20 protein-coding genes are annotated in these 20927 nt (G+C 50.5%); 11 read left to right on the plus strand and 9 right to left on the minus strand.

The window, feature by feature from the left end; translation table 11 throughout:
• The first annotated feature begins 117 nt into the window (after positions 1 to 117).
• From H8K26_RS09595 to H8K26_RS17895, 5 genes are all read left to right on the plus strand, one after another.
• The gene (locus tag H8K26_RS09595) at positions 118 to 1449 is read left to right on the plus strand and encodes a peptidylprolyl isomerase (protein ID WP_223826942.1); all 1332 of its coding nucleotides are present in this window, start codon (positions 118 to 120) and stop codon (positions 1447 to 1449) included.
• A complete protein-coding gene (gene pdxA, locus H8K26_RS09600) occupies positions 1449 to 2492 on the plus strand; it encodes a 4-hydroxythreonine-4-phosphate dehydrogenase PdxA (protein WP_190479125.1) in 1044 nt (347 codons plus the stop codon). The genes H8K26_RS09595 and pdxA overlap by 1 nt, the downstream gene beginning before the upstream one ends.
• Positions 2489 to 3265, plus strand: a complete 777-nt coding sequence (gene rsmA, locus H8K26_RS09605) for a 16S rRNA (adenine(1518)-N(6)/adenine(1519)-N(6))-dimethyltransferase RsmA (RefSeq protein ID WP_186882936.1) — start codon at positions 2489 to 2491, stop codon at positions 3263 to 3265. The genes pdxA and rsmA overlap by 4 nt, the downstream gene beginning before the upstream one ends.
• Before the next feature lie 56 nt (positions 3266 to 3321).
• A complete protein-coding gene (gene pgi / locus H8K26_RS09610; protein ID WP_190479128.1) occupies positions 3322 to 4968 on the plus strand; it encodes a glucose-6-phosphate isomerase in 1647 nt (548 codons plus the stop codon).
• A gap of 213 nt (positions 4969 to 5181) precedes the next feature.
• Positions 5182 to 5307, plus strand: a complete 126-nt coding sequence (locus H8K26_RS17895; RefSeq protein WP_255422771.1) for a hypothetical protein — start codon at positions 5182 to 5184, stop codon at positions 5305 to 5307.
• A gap of 126 nt (positions 5308 to 5433) precedes the next feature.
• On the opposite strand, the gene gloA is transcribed toward H8K26_RS17895, so the two are convergent.
• The 6 genes from gloA to glyQ form a co-directional block, all read right to left on the minus strand.
• Positions 5434 to 5832, minus strand: coding sequence for a lactoylglutathione lyase (gloA, locus tag H8K26_RS09615; RefSeq protein ID WP_190479130.1), 399 nt, complete (start codon positions 5830 to 5832; stop codon positions 5434 to 5436).
• Between the two features lie 102 nt (positions 5833 to 5934).
• Positions 5935 to 6855 carry a M48 family metallopeptidase gene (locus tag H8K26_RS09620; RefSeq protein WP_190479132.1) on the minus strand — a complete coding sequence of 307 codons (921 nt, stop codon included), beginning with the start codon at positions 6853 to 6855 and terminating at the stop codon, positions 5935 to 5937.
• 210 nt (positions 6856 to 7065) lie between these two features.
• Entirely contained in the window at positions 7066 to 7812 is a 747-nt protein-coding gene (locus H8K26_RS09625; protein WP_190479134.1) for a lysophospholipid acyltransferase family protein, read from the minus strand.
• A gap of 32 nt (positions 7813 to 7844) precedes the next feature.
• Positions 7845 to 8420, minus strand: coding sequence for a D-glycero-beta-D-manno-heptose 1,7-bisphosphate 7-phosphatase (gmhB, locus tag H8K26_RS09630; protein ID WP_190479135.1), 576 nt, complete (start codon positions 8418 to 8420; stop codon positions 7845 to 7847).
• A 23-nt stretch (positions 8421 to 8443) separates the two neighbouring features.
• Positions 8444 to 10528: a glycine--tRNA ligase subunit beta gene (gene glyS / locus H8K26_RS09635; protein ID WP_190479137.1), complete on the minus strand. Its 2085-nt coding sequence runs from the start codon at positions 10526 to 10528 to the stop codon at positions 8444 to 8446.
• 70 nt (positions 10529 to 10598) lie between these two features.
• Positions 10599 to 11531, minus strand: a complete 933-nt coding sequence (glyQ, locus tag H8K26_RS09640; RefSeq protein WP_186882943.1) for a glycine--tRNA ligase subunit alpha — start codon at positions 11529 to 11531, stop codon at positions 10599 to 10601.
• 248 nt (positions 11532 to 11779) lie between these two features.
• Here glyQ and H8K26_RS09645 point away from each other — a divergent pair, with 248 nt between their 5' ends.
• The 4 genes from H8K26_RS09645 (at position 11780) to H8K26_RS09660 (ending at position 15673) form a co-directional block, all read left to right on the plus strand.
• Positions 11780 to 14305 (plus strand): bifunctional diguanylate cyclase/phosphodiesterase, encoded by a 2526-nt coding sequence (locus H8K26_RS09645; protein WP_190479139.1) that lies wholly within the window; start codon positions 11780 to 11782, stop codon positions 14303 to 14305.
• A gap of 3 nt (positions 14306 to 14308) precedes the next feature.
• Entirely contained in the window at positions 14309 to 14551 is a 243-nt protein-coding gene (locus tag H8K26_RS09650) for a hypothetical protein (RefSeq protein ID WP_186882945.1), read from the plus strand.
• A gap of 77 nt (positions 14552 to 14628) precedes the next feature.
• Positions 14629 to 15282 (plus strand): 3'-5' exonuclease, encoded by a 654-nt coding sequence (locus H8K26_RS09655; protein ID WP_190479142.1) that lies wholly within the window; start codon positions 14629 to 14631, stop codon positions 15280 to 15282.
• A 184-nt stretch (positions 15283 to 15466) separates the two neighbouring features.
• On the plus strand, positions 15467 to 15673 hold the full coding sequence (locus H8K26_RS09660; RefSeq protein WP_200178844.1) for a hypothetical protein: 207 nt from the start codon (positions 15467 to 15469) through the stop codon (positions 15671 to 15673).
• A 123-nt stretch (positions 15674 to 15796) separates the two neighbouring features.
• Here the strand turns inward: H8K26_RS09660 and H8K26_RS09665 are convergent, their stop codons facing one another.
• From H8K26_RS09665 to H8K26_RS09675, 3 genes are all read right to left on the minus strand, one after another.
• Positions 15797 to 16285 carry a DUF805 domain-containing protein gene (locus H8K26_RS09665; protein ID WP_223826943.1) on the minus strand — a complete coding sequence of 163 codons (489 nt, stop codon included), beginning with the start codon at positions 16283 to 16285 and terminating at the stop codon, positions 15797 to 15799.
• Positions 16286 to 16389: 104 nt separating this feature from the next.
• Positions 16390 to 16704, minus strand: coding sequence for a TM2 domain-containing protein (locus H8K26_RS09670; RefSeq protein ID WP_186882947.1), 315 nt, complete (start codon positions 16702 to 16704; stop codon positions 16390 to 16392).
• Between the two features lie 459 nt (positions 16705 to 17163).
• Complete coding sequence (locus tag H8K26_RS09675) at positions 17164 to 17709, minus strand: GNAT family N-acetyltransferase (RefSeq protein ID WP_190479144.1); 546 nt, start codon at positions 17707 to 17709, stop codon at positions 17164 to 17166.
• A 258-nt stretch (positions 17710 to 17967) separates the two neighbouring features.
• On the opposite strand from H8K26_RS09675, the gene H8K26_RS09680 reads away from it, so the two are divergent.
• Entirely contained in the window at positions 17968 to 19401 is a 1434-nt protein-coding gene (locus tag H8K26_RS09680) for an L-cystine transporter (protein ID WP_190479146.1), read from the plus strand.
• Between the two features lie 199 nt (positions 19402 to 19600).
• Positions 19601 to 20791 (plus strand): serine hydrolase domain-containing protein, encoded by a 1191-nt coding sequence (locus H8K26_RS09685; protein WP_190479149.1) that lies wholly within the window; start codon positions 19601 to 19603, stop codon positions 20789 to 20791.
• The last annotated feature ends 136 nt before the right edge of the window (positions 20792 to 20927 follow it).

The following is a 20927-nucleotide window of genomic DNA, read 5'->3' on the forward strand; positions in this document are numbered from 1 at the left end:
TGGTTGTTTGTGAAATGAGAGCTAACGTGTATATTGCAACTTTTGCGCTCTCAGAACACGCTGCTCTGACGCCTTGCTTAACCAGATTTTTAGAACATTATGCGACATTTATTGCACATGAAACAACGCACTTTTATTTCTGTTTTGGCCGTTTCCGCAAGTTTGCTGATAAGTCAGTTCAGTCTGGCGCAACAGGCTTCAGCCCCTGCTAAACCACAAGCCATCAACAGCATTGCCGTGGTCGTGAATGATGAAGTGATCACGCAGCAAGAGGTTAATGAGCGCATAGTGTCCGTTGAGCGCCGGCTCAAAGCGCAGGGAACGGCATTGCCTGACCGCGCCGAATTAAAGAAGCAATTAATTGAACGTCTGATTGTTGACCGTGCCCAGTTACAGCTGGCCAAAGAAAATGGCATGCGGGTTGATGATGTGATGCTGGATCGTACCTTACAGCGCATGGCCGAGCAGAATAAAATGAATCTGCAGGAATTCCGCAATCAGATCGAACGTGAAGGCACTTCATTTGCGCGTTTCCGCGAAGAAATCCGCGACGACATCATGATGCAACGTATTCGCGAACGTGAAGTGGATAGCAAAATTTTGATTACTGAATCAGAAATTGATAATTTCCTGGCAGCAGAAGCCAGTGCCAAAGTCGGTAAACAAGAAATCAACTTACTGCATATTCTGGTTCGTATTCCTGAAAATGCTACTGCCGAGCAAATCGCTTTGCGCCGTAATCGTGCTGAAGAAGTCGTGCAGAAATTACGTTCTGGCGGTGATTTTGCCAAGCTGGCCGTGACTTATTCTGACAGCGCTGAAGCCTTGAAAGGTGGCGATATCGGTTGGCGTGAACAAGATCGTATTCCACAGTTGTTTATTGACGCGATCAATAAAATCAAGGTTGGCGAATTCTCTGAAATCGTCCGTAGCCCGAATGGCTTTCATATTTTAAAATTGGTCGGGAAGCGTGCCGCCAGTGAGGGCCAGCCTGCAGTTGCGGCGGTTCAGCAGACCCGCGTTCGCCACATCCTGATTAAAGCGAATCAGATCGTGACTGAAGCGGAAGCACGTCAGAAATTACTGGACCTGAAAAAGCAGATAGAAAATAAAACAGCGACATTTGAAGAGTTGGCTAAAACCAATTCTGCTGATGGCAGTGCGTCCAAAGGCGGTGATCTCGGCTGGATTTACCCAGGTGATACCGTGAAAGAGTTTGAAGATGCGATGAATAAGCTCGCCATCAATGAAGTCAGTGATCCTGTGCAGTCGCCGTTTGGTTTTCATCTGATTCAGGTGCTGGAACGTAAAACCGAGGATCAGTCTAAAGACCGCCAGCGTATGACCGCACGCCAGGCTTTACGCGAACGTAAATCGGATGAAGCGCTGCAGGACTGGCTGCGCGAATTGCGTGACCGTACCTATGTTGAATACCGGGAAGATCAATAATGCCTGAACCAAGATTGCCGGTCATTGCCCTGACGGTAGGAGAACCGGCAGGAATCGGACCGGAAATCTCGTTGCGTGCGGCCTGGTCTTTGCGTCACGAAGTCCGACCAGTACTGATAGGGGACGCTGCTTATCTGGCGATGCTGGCAAATGAGATTGATCCGGCCATTCGCCTGATGGCAGTCTCGATCGAAGCAGTCAGAAATTATGGCTTGTCCGCCATCCCCGCAGATCGAATGAGCGTCATTGATTGCCCGCTGAGTGCGCATGTCGTTGCCGGTCAGCTTGATCCGCGTAATGGCCGTGCGGTATTGCATACATTGGATGTTGCTATCGAAACGGTGGAGCAAGGCTGGTGTGATGCTGTCGTTACTGCCCCTTTGCAGAAAAGCACGATCAACGATGCTGGTGTCAAATTCAGTGGTCATACAGAATATTTCGCAGAAAAAACGCATACACCACAAGTTGTGATGATGCTCGCCTGCGAAGCCAACGCTCATTTGCCTCAAGCTTTACGCGTTGCGCTGGCAACCACGCATTTACCATTAAAAGACGTTCCGCAGGCGATACAGCCAGAACATTTGTTGCGCACGATACAGATCATCAATATTGACTTGCGAGACAAGTTCGGTCTGTTGCAACCACGCATTCTTGTCGCTGGTTTGAATCCCCATGCCGGTGAAAACGGTTATCTCGGAACTGAAGAGATCAACGTCATCACCCCCGTGATTCAGCAGGCGCAAAGCATGGGCGTCAATGTCAGCGGCCCTTATCCGGCGGATACTTTGTTTCAGCAAAAGTATCTGGCGGACGCGGATTGCGTGCTGGCGATGTATCACGATCAAGGCCTTGCGGTTCTCAAGCATGCGAGTTTTGGGCTGGGCGTCAATATCACTTTGGGATTGCCGCTGATCCGTACCTCCGTCGATCATGGCACGGCGCTCGACCTCGCTGCAAAAGGCGTGGGACACGCCGATATCCGCAGCATGCAGGTCGCGATACGCACCGCTGCTGTTATGGCAAAAAACAAAACATCATCATGAAACATATTCCACGTAAACGTTTCGGTCAGAATTTTCTGACCGATCAATTGGTATTGAGCCAGATTATCCGCTCTATCAATCCGCAGGCTGGTGATACGATGGTTGAGATCGGCCCAGGTCTCGCCGCGATGACGCGCTTGCTGCTCGAAGGTGTGCCGCAGATGCATGTGGTCGAGCTCGATCGCGATCTGGTCGCCCGTCTGAAGAAAAGTTTTTCTCCCGAAAAGCTGATCGTGCATGAAGGCGATGCGCTTAAATTTGATTTCTCCTCTATTCCTGTACCGGAAGGAAAGAAATTACGGGTCGTCGGTAATTTGCCGTACAACATTTCCAGCCCCTTGTTGTTCCGTCTCGCTGAAATTGCACCGCTGGTTCAGGATCAGCATTTTATGTTGCAAAAAGAAGTCGTTGAGCGCATGGTCGCAACGCCGGGTAGCAAAGCGTATGGACGTTTGTCGGTCATGTTGCAATGGCGTTATCACATGGACTTGTTATTCATCGTGCCGCCAGAGGCTTTTGATCCGCCGCCGAAAGTGGATTCGGCGATTGTGCGCATGATTCCTAAAGCTGAAATGCTGGCGTGCGAGCAAAAGAACCTGGAAGCCGTTGTGACCAAAGCATTTTCGCAGCGACGTAAAGTGGTGCGGAATTGCGTTGCCGGGATGTTTACTGAGCAACAGTTAATTGATGCCGGTATCGATCCGCAAGCGCGGCCTGAGACGATTGCGCTTGAACAATATGTCAATCTGGCCCGCCTTTTGCCTGCTGCATAATTTCTGCGTAACTGCGGATTAATTTTTCACTTTCTGTTCACATTGGTTTTGACGATATGAATATTACGCTGACACCGGAATGGTTATCCCTGTTAGAACATCAAAAGCGCCTGGAGAAGACGCATTTACGCGATCTGTTTGCACAGGATAGCCAGCGATTTCAGCGTTTTTCATCAGAGCTGGAAGGCTTGCTGGTCGATTATTCCAAGCAACGTCTGGATCAGCCTGCGCTCGATAGCCTGATGGCATTGGCGCGTTTAGCCGATGTCGAAGGCTGGCGAGATCGCATGTTTTCCGGTGAAAAAATCAACATCAGCGAAGACCGCGCTGTGTTGCACACCGCCTTGCGCCACATGGATTACAAGGCGTTTCCGGCAGTCGACAATGATGTGATGCCGCAAGTGCGTGCAGTGCGCAAACAGATGCGCGACATTGTTGAACGTGTGCGCAGCGGTTTATGGCGTGGCTTTAAAGGCGATGCGATACAGAATATTGTGAATATCGGTATCGGTGGTTCCGATCTGGGCCCCAAGCTGGCAACCCGTGCGTTGTCAGCATTGCAGCATCCGCATCTGAAATTTTATTACGTGTCGAATCTCGACAGTGCGCATCTGGCACCTTTACTCGAAGAGCTTGATCCGCGCACGACGCTGTTTGTTGTGGCATCCAAAACGTTCACCACGCAGGAAACCAGTATTAATGCGCATACCGCACGTACCTGGCTGATGGCAGCCGCAATGGAGGAATGGGCGATTGCCAAGCACTTTATTGCGGTCACTTCCAGCCCGGTCAAAGCGCATGAGTTCGGCATCCCCGATAGCAATATCCTTGAAATCTGGGATTGGGTCGGCGGTCGTTATTCTTTGTGGTCGGCCGTGGGATTATCGGTGGCGCTGGCGATAGGCATGAATGGTTTTGAGCGCCTGCTGATGGGGGCGGAAGCGATGGATACCCATTTCAGAACGACGCCGCTGGAACAAAATCTACCAGTCCTGATGGCGCTGATTTCGATCTGGAATACCAATTTCCTCGGCGCTGAAACCACAGCGATATTGCCGTACAACGAATCTATGCGCCATCTTCCGGCATTTTTACAGCAATTGGAAATGGAGTCGAATGGCAAAGCGGTTGATCGTGATGGTCAGGCGTTAACTTGTCATGCCAACCCCATCGTCTGGGGCGAGATTGGTGTGAACGGGCAACATGCTTTCTTCCAGTTATTGCATCAGGGAGGTTGGTTGATTCCTTGCGATTTTGTGGTGGCCGCTTCCAGTGATTTCCCTTTACCCGGCCATCAGGCGCCATTGCTGGCGAATTGTCTGGCACAAAGCGCGGCACTGGCATTTGGTAAAACCGAGGCGCAGGCACGTGAAGAGTTGACGCAGGCAGGGCTGAGTGAGGTGCAGATTGCGAAACTGCTACCGCATAAAGTGTTTGCCGGTAATCAGCCTTCGACCACGATACTGATGCCCGGTCTTGATCCTTTCCAGCTTGGGATGCTGCTGGCGCTGTATGAGCATAAAGTTTTTGTGCAGGGCGTAATCTGGAGCATTAATTCATTCGACCAATGGGGGGTTGAATTAGGTAAACAACTGGCGAACCGCTTGTTGCCGGCGATTTTAGGCGATCAGTCGAATGATGCACAGTTGGATACATCGACCAGCGGCCTGATTGCGTATTTCCGCCGCTACGGGCACGTCTGATTGTTGGCGTGCATTAGCGACATTGCTGTTAGCGAATTGGTTCAGTGCCTGATGCCGGGCTATCGTCTTACTGTTCATAAATCACGTCCAGGCATTAAAGGTTAAATAATGAAAAATACTTAATCAATGAATAATTGATTCAAGGAAACTTCATTGACCTCACAGGTCTTTTGTTGCTATAAAGAAAGACTTTCTTTTGTCTGAGTTTTGCACATGTGGACGGCCATTTTTACCGGTTTATTACTGCTGTTTATTCTGAGTATGCTGTTTCTGGCAAAAGCAATTAATCAGATGGTGAGTCGTCCGGACGAACAGGAAAAAGAACCTGAGCAAAGGTAGCGGAACCGCTGCTTGTTTTTTGACTCGCATAAAAAAAGCGCAGAATCTCTGAAAAAAAAGCGCAGAATCTCTGCGCTTTTTTATTTGATCTGGTTCGTACAGCAATAGGGCTTATTGCAGCGAACCTTACAGGCTAACCTCAGACATGCGCTGGATGAATTCAATTTTATAACCGTCAGGATCTTGTACAAACGCAATCACTGTACTGCCACCTTTCACCGGGCCAGCTTCACGTGTCACATTGCCGCCGCGTGCTTTGACGGCTTCGCAGGCCGCATACGCGTCAGCGACAGCAATCGCAATGTGTCCATACGCGGTACCCATGTCGTACTGCTCAACACCGTAGTTATAAGTCAGTTCCAGTTCCGCATGCTCAGGGTTGCTGCCGTAACCGAGAAACGCCAGCGTGTACTTGTATTCAGGATTATCCGACTGGCGGAGTAATTTCATACCAAGAACTTCGGTATAAAAAGCGATAGATCGTTGTAAGTTACCGACGCGTAACATGGTGTGCAGAATGCGCATGTGTTTTCCTTTATATACTGGGGGGAGTAAATCAAATTTATTCAAAAAGTCTTAGTGTTGATGCGGATAAAAGGGGGAATATTCAGGATACTCCCCCATTTTTCAAAAATCAGGCAGATCCGCGCTAGCGTGTTGGCGCAACTGATGGCGGGCAATTTCGAAGTCAGGGAAGACCGATTGTACCGTCGCCCAGAAGCGCGGACTATGGTTCATTTCCCGCAAATGCGCGAGCTCATGTGCGACCACATAATCAATAATCTGCGGCGAAAAATGGATCAGTCGCCAGTTCAGCCGTATCTTGCCTTGCGATGTGCATGATCCCCAGCGTGTCGTTGCTGCCGATAAGGCCATGCTGTGATAACGGACATTCAACTTCTCGGCGAAGATGGGTAAGCGCTGATTAAATTCGCGTCTGGCTTCTTGCTGCAACCACGCCTGCACCCGGTCTTTCAATTGCTGCTCGCTCGCGTCATGGGGCAGGCTGATTATCAGCTCGCTGGCATCGTGCCGGAAATGCGTATCGCTGGCAGAGGCCGGTGTGATGCGTAAGGTAATCTCATTGCCCAGGTAGGGCAGCCTGGCACCATCACACCATTGCATTACCGGTCGGGCGCGACGTGCTGTCAGCTCGCGCCGCTCTGCCAGTTTGCGCAATATCCAGGTTTGTTTTTCATGAATGGCTTTTTCAATGTCCGCAAGTGTGACCCAGCGTGGCGCGGTGATGCGCAGGCCATCTTCGTTAATCAGGAAGCCTATGCTGCGTCGCTTCGATCTTTGCAACTGATATGTCAGCCAAGTTCCTTGCAACTGTATGCGTCGCAGATCACCTGTTCGCCGCTCAATGTCGGTCTCTGCCGAAGGTAGCTGAGGTGGCGGTTGTAAGGTCGCAGGTGGTTGTGCTGTCTGGCTGCCAGGTTGTGGTGTCGGCGAACGCAGACGTTCCGACACCAGAAAGTCACTGAATAAATCCAGTTGCAAGGCGCGTTGTATCGCTTTACCTAAAGATGGGAGCGGGGATTTCATTTCAACCGAGACACACTGAGTACACTGAACTTGTTTTGCACGCTTTTATCCGGAACAACAAAAAAGAGATTAGCCAGTGCGCAATGTATACCAAGTTGAAAAAGTCCGCAGAAGTCGCCAGAAGTGGCGGCCGGTGGCGAGCCATATTGAATACCGTCGCCCGTGATACCGCGCCTGCCGATATATTCTGACGGCAGGCGAGGCTGGTATTTATTTCTGTTCGCTTTTATACACGTCAGGCGAAATCACGCGCATTTCTGCTTCTATCCAGGTTTCGACTTTTTGCATCAGTTCTGCTGCTGTGCAGCCATCCGGTGAGATCGGTTTCCCTACCGATACTGTGATCAGGCCGGGTTTTTTGATAAACGAATTTTTCGGCCAGCATTCACCTGAGTTCAATGCGATCGGAACTACTGGCGTATTGGTTTCTACCGCCAGACGGGCGCCACCACCTTTGTACGAGCCTTTTTTACCGACTGGAATACGGGTGCCTTCAGGGAACATAATGATCCACTGACCATCTGCCAGACGTTTCTTGCCCGTGCTGACGACCTGCGCAAACGCATCTTTACCTTTTTTTCTGTCGATAGGAATCATGCGCAACATGGAAATGGCCCAGCCAAAAAACGGGATATACGTAATCTCTTTTTTGAAGACAAAGACCAATGGTCTCGGTGTTGCCATCAGCAGAAAAATAGTTTCCCATGCCGACTGATGTTTAGACAAAATAATCGCTGGCGCATCCGGCAAATTTTCATAACCTTTGAATTCGTAGCGGATACCGCAAACGACTCTGGCGGCCCACACCACAAAGACATTCCAGCGCGCTGTAATGTAGTAACGCTGGTTATACGGCAGAAATGCGAACAACATGCTGATTGGCGACCAGATCACCGTGATAGCAATCATCAGCAACATGAAAATAAAAGAGCGGATAAAAAGAATAGCGCGATACATGAGATTTCCGTTCATTACGACTGACAGCAGAGTCAGATCGCAATATTAATGTCAGTTTTGATATCAGCCTGATTTGAAGCAAGCAAATTATCGACCATGGTTGCGAGGTCGGGATGAATTTGTGTGCCCGGTGGCAGCCCGCCTTTTTCCTGCGTTTTCTGGCCTTTACCCGTCAGCACCAGATGGGGAATGCAGCCGACCACAAAGCCGGATTGCAGATCGCGTAAAGAGTCACCGATGGTATGCACGCCTCTCAGATTGACTTCATAGCGGCGGGAGATTTCCTGCAACATTCCTGGTTTAGGTTTGCGGCAATCGCAATTTTCATCGGCCATGTGCGGGCAAAAAAAGACCGCATCAATCGTTGCCCCGACTTGTTGTGCTGCCGCATGCATCTTCTGGTGAATTGCATTGAGTGTGGCCATATCAAACAACTTACGCCCTATGCCAGACTGATTGGTTGCCACCACCACGCGATAACCCGCCTGATTCAGGCGTGCGATCGCTTGCAGCGAACCGGGGATAGGCACCCATTCATCCGGCGACTTGATGAAGGCATCGGAATCATGATTGATGACGCCATCGCGGTCGAGAATAATGAGTTTCATCGGCAAATCCTTAGACGTCATTCTTAAGCAGCGAGTTTAGAAATATCAGCAACCTGATTCAGCATGCCGTGCAGACTGGATAGCAGTGCTAAACGATTATTCCGCAACGCTGGGTCTTCAGCGTTTACCATCACGTCATTAAAGAAGCTGTCGACTTCAGCGCGCAAAGCGGCCAGTGTTTTCAGCGCAGCAGTAAAATCGCCTTTGGCAAAGGCAGCATCAACTTGTGGTTTCACATCAGCCATTGCTTTTGCCAGCGCCTGCTCAGCCGCTTCCTGCAATAGGGCTGCATTCACTGCACCCGGAGTGCCTTCGGCTTTTTTCAGGATATTGGTGATACGTTTATTCGCAGCGGCCAGCGAGACTGATTCCGGCAAAGCTGCGAATGCCTGAACTGCCTGCAAACGTTCGACGATGTTGTCCAGCGTATCCGGATTTTGCGCGACGACGGCTTCAACTTCATTTTGCGCAAAGCCACGTTCACGTAATTGGCCACGCAAACGGTCGAACAGGAAATTCAAGACATCGGCGCTCGGATCTTTGAACTGGCTATTGCCGGCAAATAAAGCGACTGCGTCCGCCAGTAAGGCAGATAAAGACAAGGGCAAACGTTTCTCAACCAGCATGCGCAAAACACCCAAGGCATGACGACGCAGCGCAAACGGATCACGGTCGCCGGTTGGTTGCAGACCTATGCCCCAGATACCGACCAAGGTTTCCAGTTTGTCGGCCAGTGCAACGGCGGTGCCGGTTGCAGTTGCTGGCAATGTATCGCCTGAAAAACGCGGCTGATAGTGTTCGGACGCTGCGGCAGCAACGTCGGCATGCTCGCCATCGTGCAGGGCGTAATAGGTGCCCATGATGCCTTGCAATTCAGGGAACTCACCGACCATGTCGGTCAGCAGATCGGTTTTTGCCAGCAAGGCCGCACGTTCTGCCAGTGCAACATCGCTATGCAACGCTGCAGCGATTTTTCCGGCCAGTGTTTTGACCCGTTCTGTGCGTTCGGCTTGCGAACCCAGCTTGTTGTGATACACCACATTCGCCAGCAGAGGCAGACGCGATGCCAGCGTTTTTTTCTTGTCTTGCTCAAAGAAAAATTTAGCATCCGACAAGCGTGGGCGCACCACGCGCTCATTGCCCTGGATGATGTGTTCCGGTGTTGCTGTTTCCAGATTCGAGACGATCAGAAAGCGTGAGCGCAGTTTGCCGTTGGCATCGGTCAGCGCAAAATATTTCTGATTGGTTTGCATCGTCAGAATCAGGCATTCCTGCGGAACTGCCAGAAATTCCTCTTCGAAATGGCATTCATAGACGACTGGCCATTCGACCAGCGCCGTGACTTCATCCAGCAGCGATTCCGGCATCAGCACCAGATCGTCGCCTGCCTTTGCCAACAGCGCGGTGCGGATTTGTTCTTTACGTTCGCTGACGCTGGCAATCACTTTGCCTTCGGTTTTCAGCGCAGCGGCGTAATCGTCGGCGTGGCTGATACTGACTTCGCCAGCGGACAGGAAACGATGGCCTTTGGTGATGCGATCACTGCTCAGACCAAGCAAGGATAAAGGGATGATGTCCGCACCGTGCAGAGTGATGATTTTATGTACCGGACGTACAAAATGCACAGTATCGCCATCGGTACGCTGATAACTCATCACTTTAGGAATCGGTAATTTGCTGATCGATTCTTCTATGGCAATTTGCAATGCTGGTGCCAGCGCGGAACCGGCTGCGGTATAGGTATAGAAAAAACTCTCTGCTTTACCGTCGGCCGCGCGCTCCAGATCGCTGATTTGCAAATCAGCGAAACCCATCGCTGCGAGTTTCTTCGCCAGTGGTGCGGTTGGCTGACCTGCGGCATCCATGGCGACAGAAACCGGCAGCACTTTTTCGCGGATTTGTTTATCCGGCGATGTGGCGCGCACACGCGTGATGCTGACGGCCAGACGGCGCGGTGAAGCATAGCTGGTGGCGACGGAATCCGCTTCTAAGAAATCACGTGATTTCAAGCCATTGACGATGCCAGCGGCAAACGCTTCGCCGAGTTTCGCCAGCGCTTTGGGTGGCAGTTCTTCTGTAAATAATTCAACTAACAGTGTTTGGTTCATGTTTATCTTTCCTGCATACCGGTCAGCAACCGGCATCCGAAATTATGTAAGGCGTCTGCGCGTTCAGGTTTCAGGCGACAACAGGTTTATGCTTATCGTCAGCGGCGCACATCGGGAAACCGAGTGCTTCGCGCGATGCGTAATAGGCGGCGGCAACAGCGCGCGACAGATTACGGATGCGGCCAATATAGGCGGCACGCTCTGTCACCGAAATAGCCCCGCGCGCATCGAGCAGATTGAATGTGTGTGCGGCTTTCAGGATCATTTCGTAAGCAGGCAACGCCAGCGATTTCTCTGTTACTTCGAGCAGGCGCTTGGCTTCTGCTTCGTAGTTGGTGAACAGAGAAAACAGGAAATCGGTATTTGAATATTCAAAGTTGAAGGTCGATTGCTCAACTTCATTCTGATGGAAGACATCGCCGTAGGACAGGCGCACGGTTTTGCCGTTTTCTTCGCGTTCGGTCCAGACCAGATCATAGACATTTTCCACGCCTTGCAGATACATCGCCAGACGTTCGATACCGTAAGTGATTTCACCGAGGATAGGTTTGCAATCAATGCCGCCGACTTGCTGGAAGTAAGTGAATTGCGTGACTTCCATACCGTTGAGCCAGACTTCCCAGCCCAGTCCCCAGGCGCCCAGCGTCGGGTTTTCCCAGTCATCTTCAACAAAGCGGATGTCGTTTTGCTGTAAATCCAGCCCCAGCGCCTTGAGTGAGCCAAGATACAAATCGAGAATGTTTTCCGGTGCCGGTTTCAATACCACCTGATACTGATAATAGTGTTGCAGACGATTCGGATTTTCACCATAGCGACCATCTTTCGGACGGCGTGATGGCTGGACGTATGCTGCACGCCAGGGTTCAGGCCCGATCGCACGTAAGAAGGTGCCAGTGTGCGATGTTCCTGCACCGACTTCCATATCGTAAGGTTGCAACAAGGCGCAGCCTTGTTTGTCCCAGTAATCTTGTAATGTCAGGATGATTTGTTGAAATGTGAGCATCGTGCTGTCTGCCTTTATCGCAGCCTGGGCGGCGCGAGGAATAATGTTTGCTAAACCTTCGATTTTAACCTAGAAATGCGGGTAGTAATGTCATCCACTCAGACTAGGCGACACATTGCCGCAACGTGAAACGCCGTCGTGCTCACTTTTCGTTCTTCACATCAACGTTTATATTGCGTTAATGTTTTTAACAAGGTATAAAAATCTTCTCGCAGATTTCACGACGATTGAGGGGAGCGATGTAGCTGATGGACATAACAGGCCGCACAAATTCTTTGGACGAAGAGTCGCAAAGATTGGAAAACTGGTATCTGCTGCTGGGAGAGCTGACGGATTGTCTTTGGTATCCGGATGATTTACCCGGATTGCTGGAAGGATTTTGCAAGATACTGGTGTTGCGGGCAGGCTATTCACATACTGAAATTTTTTTTGAAAACAATGGTGAAAAATCCCGTTTTGAAGCGACTTCTGCACGGGCACCGGATTTTTTGTTTAACTCCTCAGATGATGAGCACTATGGCACCCATGCGCTGACGCTGGATTTCAATGTCGCACCGCAGATGCATCTGACATTATCTGTCAGAGCATCATTTGAACTCAATGAAGCAGCAGAGCCAAGAAAAGTATTGACGCGTTTTGCGGAAGAGCTGGTCAGTGCAGTCCGCGCGCTGCTGACCACACAAGATCATCATGATCTGCAAAATAATCTGGAGTTGCTGGCGCTGTCAGTGCACCAAAGCCCGTACGCGATACTGATCACAAATGCTGTCGGTGAGCTTGAATACTGCAATGCCGCCTATACCCGTATCTCAGGTTTCAGCCTGAACGAAGTCAAGAAAACCCATGTGCTGTGGAATAACGGCGCTGCCAGTGATGCCGCGCATAGAAACGCGTTTCTGGCGTTGAAGAGTGGTGAACACTGGCATGGCGATGTACAGAGCCGACATCTTAATGGTCATCTGTACTGGGAGCGGCAGGTCGTCAGCCCTTTGTACAATGAAGCCGGACAGGTCACACATCTGGTGGCCGTGCGTCAGGATATTTCTGATAAGCAGTTTCAGTTACAGGAAGTGGAACAGGCATTGTTGTTGCGGGAACAGGCGCTGGTATCGAGCAGCAATGGCATCATGATCACCCGTAGTGACGAGACCGACCATTCCATTGTTTATGTGAATCCTGCGTTTGAACGGATCACCGGTTATCACGCCGACGAAGTGATCGGGCGTGAAGGGCGCTTTCTGGTGCGTGACGATCTGGCGCAGCCGGATCTGGAAGAAATCCGTTCTGCGCTGCGTGAGCGGCGCGAGGGGCGCGCTTTGCTGAGAAATTATCGCAAAGACGGCTCGCAGTTCTGGAATGAGTTGCGGATTTCCCCGGTCAAGGATGCTGCGGGTGCGGTGACGACCCATTTCGTCAGCGTGATCAATGATGTCAGCGAGCGCGTTAATTATCAGAAAGAACTCGAATATCAGGCGACGCATGACAGCCTGACCGGGCTGGCGAACCGCAATCTGCTGAATGACCGCATTTCTCAGGCGATTGCCTGGGCCAAACGTCAGAATCTGCATGTGGGTTTGCTGCTGCTGGATCTTGATCATTTCAAACTGATCAATGATGCTTCCGGTCATGGCGCCGGAGATGAAATGCTGAAACAAGTCGCGCAACGGCTGAATCTGTGTGTGCGTGACACTGATACGGTTGCGCGTCTCGGTGGTGATGAATTCGTGATCGTGTTGACGGATTTGCCTGAGAGCGATGACGTGGAAGCGATTTCAGAAAAAATCATGCATGCCCTGTCCCGCCCCATGCACATCAATGGCAGAGAAGTTTTTGTCACTGCCAGTATCGGCGTATCGGTGTATCCGCGTGATGGTGATCATGGCGAAATTCTGCTGCGTTATGCCGATATTGCGATGTACCGCGTCAAAGAGCACGGGCGTAACAGCGTGCGTCAGTTTATTCCAGAAATGGGCGTTACTGCGATCAGTCGCCTGAACATGGAAAGCGCGATGCGGCGTGGTCTGGAACGCGCCGAATTTGCCTTGCATTACCAGCCAAAAATTGATCTGAAAAGCGGGCTGGTCGTTGGCGCCGAGGCCTTGGTGCGCTGGTATCACCCGCAGATAGGTCTGATTCATCCTATAGAATTTATCCCGCTGGCTGAAGAAACCGGGCTGATTTTGCCGCTCGGCGAATGGGTCTTGAATGAAGCCTGCCGCCAGCAGGTTGCCTGGGTCAATAACGGGATGGGCGTGTTCAAGATTGCGATGAATATGTCTTCACGCCAGTTCCGCCAGGATGATCTTGCCGAGCGCGTTGCCAATATTATTCAACGAAGTGGCGTTGACCCTCACGCAGTCACACTGGAATTAACCGAGAGCATGGTGATGCAAGATGTCAGCAGCACCCTGATGACCTTGCGGTCACTGAAAAATCTGGGCTTATCGATTTCACTCGATGATTTCGGCACGGGCTATTCCAGTTTGTCTTATCTGCGGCGTTTCCCGATTGATGAGCTGAAGATCGATAAATCATTTATCAATGATATTCATGTGAATCCGGATGATGCCGCGATTGCCGGCGCGATCATTGCCATGGGATTGAGTCTGGGTCTGAATGTCGTGGCGGAAGGTGTCGAAAAAAATGAACAGGCAAGCTTGCTCAAAGAGATGCGCTGCACTCAGGTGCAGGGATATTATTTTTCTAAGCCAGTGGATGCGTCTGCTTTTGAAGCGTTCGTACTGAAAAATCAGGCGCGGCGTGTTGAGGAGTGAGTCATGAGCAAAGCGGCGACCAATCAACTGGTGTGGCACGTCGGCGCCGTTAATGCCCTGGCCGATATATTGGTCGATGCCGAGATTCAGAAATCGCTGGCGGTGGGCGATTTGACGATTTATCATTTTCAGCATAATGGCAGCGAAAAAATGGCGGTGACTTTGCCTGATGGTCAGTCTCTGATGATTTCACTCGCGGTGCGTGCCAGTCACCCCGCACGCCGCCGGCAGGATGTCAATGATTAGCCTTGTGCGTCGTTCATGCTGCATGCTGCCGGTACTGATAGACTGGCAGTCATTCCGTCATTCACCACACTTATTCCATGATGTCAGAACAGGAAACAACCCTGCCGCTTTACCCGGGGATCGCTGAAGCCAATATCCATATCGTTGCAGATGCCACCTCAGCTGCGTTTGCGCATTTGCATCTGTCGCAGGCGAGCGTGCTCGGTTTTGATACTGAAACCAAACCCGTTTTTCAAAAAGGCCAGCGCCATCAGGGGCCGCATCTGATACAACTGGCGACCGAAACCAAGGCCTTTCTTTTTCCTGTCGTGCAGGCCGTGAATATTGATGTCGTCAAAGCGGTACTGGAAGCGCAGCATATTCTGAAAGTCGGCTTCGGCTTGAGTGACGATTTGCGGCATTTGAAAAGCAAACTCGATATCACGACGACGAACGTACTCGATCTGGCCAAAGCGCTGCGTGAAAACCGGCATCAGGATATGGGCGCCAAAGCGGCGGTGGCAAAATTTTTCGGCATGCAGTTATCGAAATCAAAAAAGACCTCGACATCCAACTGGGCGCAGCAGCCGTTGACGGACAAGCAGATTGCCTACGCGGCGAATGATGCACATGTCGCCTTACTGGTGTATCAGCGCTGGCTGACCTTGCAGCCAGCAATCCGAAAAGCGACAGCACCTGCAAGCACGCCGGCAACGACGTCAACGACTCCGGCATCGGCGCTATCGCGCTAGCGTGCCAGATTTTTTCAGGGAAAACAGCATACTCCCCCCTTATTTTATAAAAACGCCGCTATTGTCGGCATAAACAAAGGGCGATTTAAGATACTGGGGGGAGTATTATTGAGGCTCGCAGAGCCTCTGCAGGCAGGCGTGACCGCGATAACGCGTTCGCCTTAGTCTTGTTATCATCTTGCACATGATGTCTGAAACGAATAAACCGATACAGCAAAACTGCCGTTTATGCGTGCATTACTACATTACGCATGATGTGAATTTCATGTATGGATGCCGCATGTTCGGTATTAAAAGTCAACGTCAGCCTTTGATGGAAATTGTCGAAGCGTCAGGCCAGCCTTGTGAGGGATTTGAATTGAAACAACGCTTGCCAGCGTCTGGTTCGTAAAATTTCCGGGCTACAAAAAACACCGGAAAAAAGAAAAAGCGACATCGTAGGTGATGTCGCTTTTTTATTTGCAGAGACGATCAGGTCAGCGCCTGATGATTTGTTCTGACGATGCCGGTCGGCTTATTTGACCGGGGCACCGTAACGGTTTTCTGTCTTTTGCCCTTCGCTCGCGAGGAATACTAACAGCACGATGGCACCGATCAAAGGAATCAGCGCGATCAGCATCCACCAGCCGCTGCGGTTCGTATCATGCAGACGGCGTATGGTAACTGCAATGGCAGGGATAAATGTGCCCAGCGTATAAAGACCGCCAAGAAATCCCATACCTGATGAAATGTTGATGCTACCTGTAATGCCATCGACCAAGGTTAAACCCGTGCTGATGAGTATGTTAAAAAGAAGAAAGAACCAGTATTCTTTGCGACGTGCGCGACCACTGAAGCCGGCATAATTTCTGAGTACAGCGACATACCAGTCGAACGCCTGAACTTCATCGCCAGCAATGTTCGCCGCTGGTGCTGGCGCCGTTTGCTGCGCACCACAATGCGGGCAGGTTGCAGCAGTTTCGTGAATTTCCTTACCGCAGCCGCGGCAAAATACCATGCTCATAGTTTTCCTTTTCAGATAATTTTTTCAGCACATTGACAGATCACTGGCCAACACCGCATCGTGCATACGTCGCAGGCTTGCCGGGTTTGCTCGTTGCTGTGATCTCAGGTCCAGAGGTTGATCGTATTGCCGTCTTTATCGGTGAAGCTGCCGACCACGATCATGATGAAATCGATCAGTGCCCAGATACCCAGACCGCCAAACGTCAGCAGCTGCAAAATACCGGTACCGATTTTTCCTACATAAAAACGGTGTATGCCAAAGACGCCTAAGAAAAAGCACAGCAATGCAGCAGGCAAAATCCGCTTGTCGGAATTGCTCGCTTCTTTTGGCGTTCCCTGTGGTGCGCCACAATTGGGGCAGGTCACAGCGGTTTCATGAATTTCCTTACCGCAGCCGCGGCAAAACACCATACTCATTTTTTCTCCTTGATTTGTACTGCGACGAAAGCGGCGAGCCAACGATGTGGCGCGGATACCGATGAATTATTGAAAAGGAAGACGCTATTCAACATGAACTTCAACTGCTTGTTGATGTGCGGACAATCTAATCATAAAAGCAATTCTAAGAGAGAAGTTGTTTGAATGAAATGAAAAAATTCAAATAAGACGGAACTTACGCAACATTGTCTGCGCCAGGCATCAATACAAACGCAGTGCAAAGGCAGCGCAAAACGATATGACGAGGATGCATCAGCTGAGCGAGAGGTTGGCAGGCTGGCTGCGCAAGAAGCTCGAATGGACTCAGTGTATAACGATGTTGTAAAAATGAACGAGCGTTGCTGATGGCAGACGAATGAAAAAAACGACATCGTAGGTGATGTCGCTTCAGGGGAATCTTTTGACCTTGCTGACGCTTGTGAGCCAGTGTTGGCAGACTTAATTTGACTGATGCTGCGCGGCGCTGTTCGCTTGCCAGACTGCACGCGGCATATCGTAGACGGCGACTTGCATGTCGTACCATGATTCGGTTGCTTTAAACTGCATACCCAGTTTTTTCATGACATGGGCAGACGCATGATTATCCGGATGACAGACGGCACACAACAGCGGCGCGTTCAGGGTGTCGAAAGCAAAGCCAGCCATCGCTCTGGCTGCTTCTGACGCATAGCCGTTGCCCCAGCGGTCACGGCGCAGCCGCCAGCCGGTCTCCAGCGGATTTGCCGGATCGCGCCCCAGATGCTGAATACAACCCGCACCGATTAATTGACCGCTGTCTTTTTCAAAAAACGACCACCAGGAAAATCCATATTCTTTCCAGCGCGCTTTGACGCGATCGATCATCGCTTGCGTGTCGGCGGGTGTATCCGGTTTTCCGGTGATGTAACGCATTACGTCGATATCGCTGTTCATCGCGAACAGCCCATCAAAATGACTATCGTCCATCGGGATTAATTGCAGGCGTGGGGTAAGCAAGATCGTCATTATCGGCATCCTTCTCAGGCATCAGAGTTAATCAGTAGGGCTGCTTTGCAGCAAGACGGACAGTGTATTTGTACAGGAACGCTTTCGCAATGCGCTTTGATACGTGCGCTCTAGTGGCGACGTCGCCACCACGCAGTGACTTTATCGTTGCCAAGTATAATCACAGGAATCATTGATTTTTATCGAAAAATCTCAACATGCTGAGTGGCCTATCCGTCACTGCTTTTCACTTCATTTCATTTAGACAGAGGCTAGTTCATGATCGGTCCGATCGCTACTTATTCCACCATCTTTGTTTTGATTAATCTGGCCATCGCTGTGGCGATAGGCGGATTGATGTACCGGCAACAGCGCAAGGAGGCAACGTTTACTGTGCGTGTGCTGACTGGCCTGGCGCTGGGCGTATTGCTGGGTGCAGCGATGCATCTGTTGTATAGCGGTGATGCCAGCACGGCAGCGATTATCACCACGACCAATGCTTATCTCGACATCGTTGGTACTGGTTACGTCAAGCTGTTGCAGATGATCGTGATGCCGCTGATTATGGTGTCGATCGTCGGCGCGATTCTGAAACTGAATGGTGCCATTGAACTCGGGAAAATCAGTGCTTTAACCATAGGCACCTTGCTGGCAACGACAGCGGTAGCAGCAGGCATCGGCATTATGATGGCCAAATTCTTTGGCCTGACTGCCGTTGGCTTGAGTTCAGCCGCGGCCGAAGTCGCGCGTGGCGAATATCTGCAAGGCACGCTGGCAAATGCAAAGGCAATCAGCCTGCCAAGTTTGCTCTTGAGTTTTATTCCGACGAATCCATTTCTGGATATCACCGGCGCACGTAAAACATCAACGATTGCAGTGGTGATTTTTTCGATTTTCATCGGTCTTTCTGCGACCGGCATCGCCACAGCCAACCCCTTACTGTTTGCCTCATTTACCCAGTTTGTCAATGTCGCCCACGCCATCATCATGCGCATGGTTTCCATGGTATTGCGTCTGACACCGTATGGCGTTTTTGCATTAATAGCGATGGTTGTGGCGGAATCGAGTTATGCCGATATTCTGAAGTTGATTAACTTTGTCGTCGCATCGTACAGCGCGCTGTTGCTGATGTTTGGCGTGCATTTATGCCTGATCGCCGGTGCTGGACTGAATCCGGTTAAGTTCGCTAAAAAGATCTTTCCGGTATTGGCATTTGCGTTTACTTCGCGCACCAGCATGGGTGCCATTCCTATGAATGTGCAGACTCAGACCCAGCGCCTGGGTACACCGGAAGGCATTGCGAATTTCGCTGCCTCATTTGGTGCAACGATAGGTCAGAACGGTTGTGCCGGAATTTATCCTGCGATGCTGGCGATCATGATCGCGCCAACGGTAGGCATAGATCCATTTACCTTCAGTTTTATCGCGCAGTTAATTGCGATTGTGACGATAGGTTCGATCGGTGTTGCCGGTGTCGGTGGTGGCGCAACCTTTGCTGCCCTGATTGTTCTTTCGACGATGAATCTGCCAGTCGCATTAGCGGGGCTGTTGATTTCCGTGGAACCCTTAATTGATATGGGGCGTACGGCATTGAATGTCAGCGGTGCGATTACAGCAGGGACGATCACCAGCCGGGTATTGGGTGAAACCGATATAAACGTGTTTAACAGCGATGCAGAATTCACGACGGACGAGGCTGAACAGCGAGTGTAATTTCCTTCCTGTTACTAAGCAGACCTCGCAAGCCGCCTGTATCCTTTTTCAGGCGGCTTCGTCATTTTTAACGCATGTATTTTTAATGCACACCGGAATGACAGATGGTGAAAATGCCGGGGTGCTGAGATTGCTCATTTTTCAAGTCCGTAGTTAAATGAATGCCGCTTGTTCTTTCAATGAAAAATAAGGTGATCGCATGGGGATAAAAAAACTGCTGTTTATTGTGAGCGGAGCTGTTTTGTTTTTCAGCGGATATTCATTTGCTTCTGCGCAAGTGAGCGCTCAGCTTGTATCAGCAACGCCGGTAGGTGCGGAGACGCAGGACAAGACGGCGTTATTAAGTACGGCGGAAACGCAATTAGCGAATAATATCCGCGCACTTCTTCAGGACAAATGTCAGCAGAATCAGTTTTCCGGAGCGATATTAATCGCGAAAGGAGAGCGCCTCATTGCCGATGGTGTGTGTGGACAGGCAAATAAGCGCTACCACTATGCGAATACGATAGACACTAAATTTAATATCGCGTCGATAGGAAAGATGTTGACCGCTGTGGCGATTGCGCAATTGGCGGACGCGGGAAAACTCAGTTACGACGATAAGTTGAGTCAATACGTGGATGCGAGCTGGTATCCCAAAAATGTACTGGATAAGGTCACGATACGGCAGTTGTTGTCACATCGTGCTGGCTTTGGTGACATGCTGTCGCAGCAGATAACGCACGCGCCCTATATCAGACTGCTGTTTTTGCGAGAGCTGGAGGATTACAAATCGTTATTGCAAGGCGACACGCTGAAAGCCGAACCGGGCAGCCGGTTTGCCTATAGCAATACAGGGTATTTTTTATTAGGTCTGGTGATCCAGAAGGCATCGGGAGAAAATTTTTTCAGCTATATCCGGGAGCATATTTATCAACCTGCAGGGATGCTGAACTCTGACAGTTATTTCCGGGATGAGCCTGTCGATAACATGGCGACCGGCTATTTTTCTACGCCGGAAGCGCCGGATTTTTCAAAAGAGAATAATTTTTATATTCCTTTGCGGGGGCTGCCATTCGGCGCAGGCTACTCGACCGTCCATGATTTATGGCGCTTCACTACCGCATTGCAGAGCGGGAAGTTAATTAAAAAAGCTACGCTGCAATTACATTTGACTGATAACAGCCTGGGACAAAACGCGGGCGGCAGACCATACGGTTTAGGCTTTCAGGTGTGGAATAGCGCATTAGGAAAAGTGGCGGGACATTCCGGTAGTCTGCGTGGTGTGTCCGGCGATGTTGCAATGTACCTCGACAGTGGATACACGATGATCGTGCTGTCGAACTATGATTCCGCCGGATCTTTACCCTCGCAACTGGAGGGCTTACTGCCTAAGTCTGCGGAAAAGTGAACTTTCACCTTTACGTGATGTGAGCTTGGCCGTGCGCTTTTTTTGATCCGTCCGCTGATAATGCAGATGTTAAGTAGATGTCGGTATTAAGCCCAGATGAAAAAAGCCACCTGACATGTTGTCCAGGTGGCTTTGC

This window comes from Cognatundibacterium aquatile, assembly GCF_014699135.1.
Classification (GTDB): Bacteria; Pseudomonadota; Gammaproteobacteria; order Burkholderiales; family Burkholderiaceae_D; genus Undibacterium; species Undibacterium aquatile.

Coding starts and splice junctions, on each gene's coding strand:
- H8K26_RS09595 (WP_223826942.1), top strand. CDS start 118: ATGAAACAACGCACTTTTATTTCTGTTTTGGCCGTTTCCGCAAGTTTG.
- pdxA (WP_190479125.1), top strand. CDS start 1,449: ATGCCTGAACCAAGATTGCCGGTCATTGCCCTGACGGTAGGAGAACCG.
- rsmA (WP_186882936.1), top strand. CDS start 2,489: ATGAAACATATTCCACGTAAACGTTTCGGTCAGAATTTTCTGACCGAT.
- pgi (WP_190479128.1), top strand. CDS start 3,322: ATGAATATTACGCTGACACCGGAATGGTTATCCCTGTTAGAACATCAA.
- H8K26_RS17895 (WP_255422771.1), top strand. CDS start 5,182: ATGTGGACGGCCATTTTTACCGGTTTATTACTGCTGTTTATTCTGAGT.
- gloA (WP_190479130.1), bottom strand. CDS start 5,832: ATGCGCATTCTGCACACCATGTTACGCGTCGGTAACTTACAACGATCT.
- H8K26_RS09620 (WP_190479132.1), bottom strand. CDS start 6,855: ATGAAATCCCCGCTCCCATCTTTAGGTAAAGCGATACAACGCGCCTTG.
- H8K26_RS09625 (WP_190479134.1), bottom strand. CDS start 7,812: ATGTATCGCGCTATTCTTTTTATCCGCTCTTTTATTTTCATGTTGCTG.
- gmhB (WP_190479135.1), bottom strand. CDS start 8,420: ATGAAACTCATTATTCTCGACCGCGATGGCGTCATCAATCATGATTCC.
- glyS (WP_190479137.1), bottom strand. CDS start 10,528: ATGAACCAAACACTGTTAGTTGAATTATTTACAGAAGAACTGCCACCC.
- glyQ (WP_186882943.1), bottom strand. CDS start 11,531: ATGCTCACATTTCAACAAATCATCCTGACATTACAAGATTACTGGGAC.
- H8K26_RS09645 (WP_190479139.1), top strand. CDS start 11,780: ATGGACATAACAGGCCGCACAAATTCTTTGGACGAAGAGTCGCAAAGA.
- H8K26_RS09650 (WP_186882945.1), top strand. CDS start 14,309: ATGAGCAAAGCGGCGACCAATCAACTGGTGTGGCACGTCGGCGCCGTT.
- H8K26_RS09655 (WP_190479142.1), top strand. CDS start 14,629: ATGATGTCAGAACAGGAAACAACCCTGCCGCTTTACCCGGGGATCGCT.
- H8K26_RS09660 (WP_200178844.1), top strand. CDS start 15,467: ATGATGTCTGAAACGAATAAACCGATACAGCAAAACTGCCGTTTATGC.
- H8K26_RS09665 (WP_223826943.1), bottom strand. CDS start 16,285: ATGAGCATGGTATTTTGCCGCGGCTGCGGTAAGGAAATTCACGAAACT.
- H8K26_RS09670 (WP_186882947.1), bottom strand. CDS start 16,704: ATGAGTATGGTGTTTTGCCGCGGCTGCGGTAAGGAAATTCATGAAACC.
- H8K26_RS09675 (WP_190479144.1), bottom strand. CDS start 17,709: ATGACGATCTTGCTTACCCCACGCCTGCAATTAATCCCGATGGACGAT.
- H8K26_RS09680 (WP_190479146.1), top strand. CDS start 17,968: ATGATCGGTCCGATCGCTACTTATTCCACCATCTTTGTTTTGATTAAT.
- H8K26_RS09685 (WP_190479149.1), top strand. CDS start 19,601: ATGGGGATAAAAAAACTGCTGTTTATTGTGAGCGGAGCTGTTTTGTTT.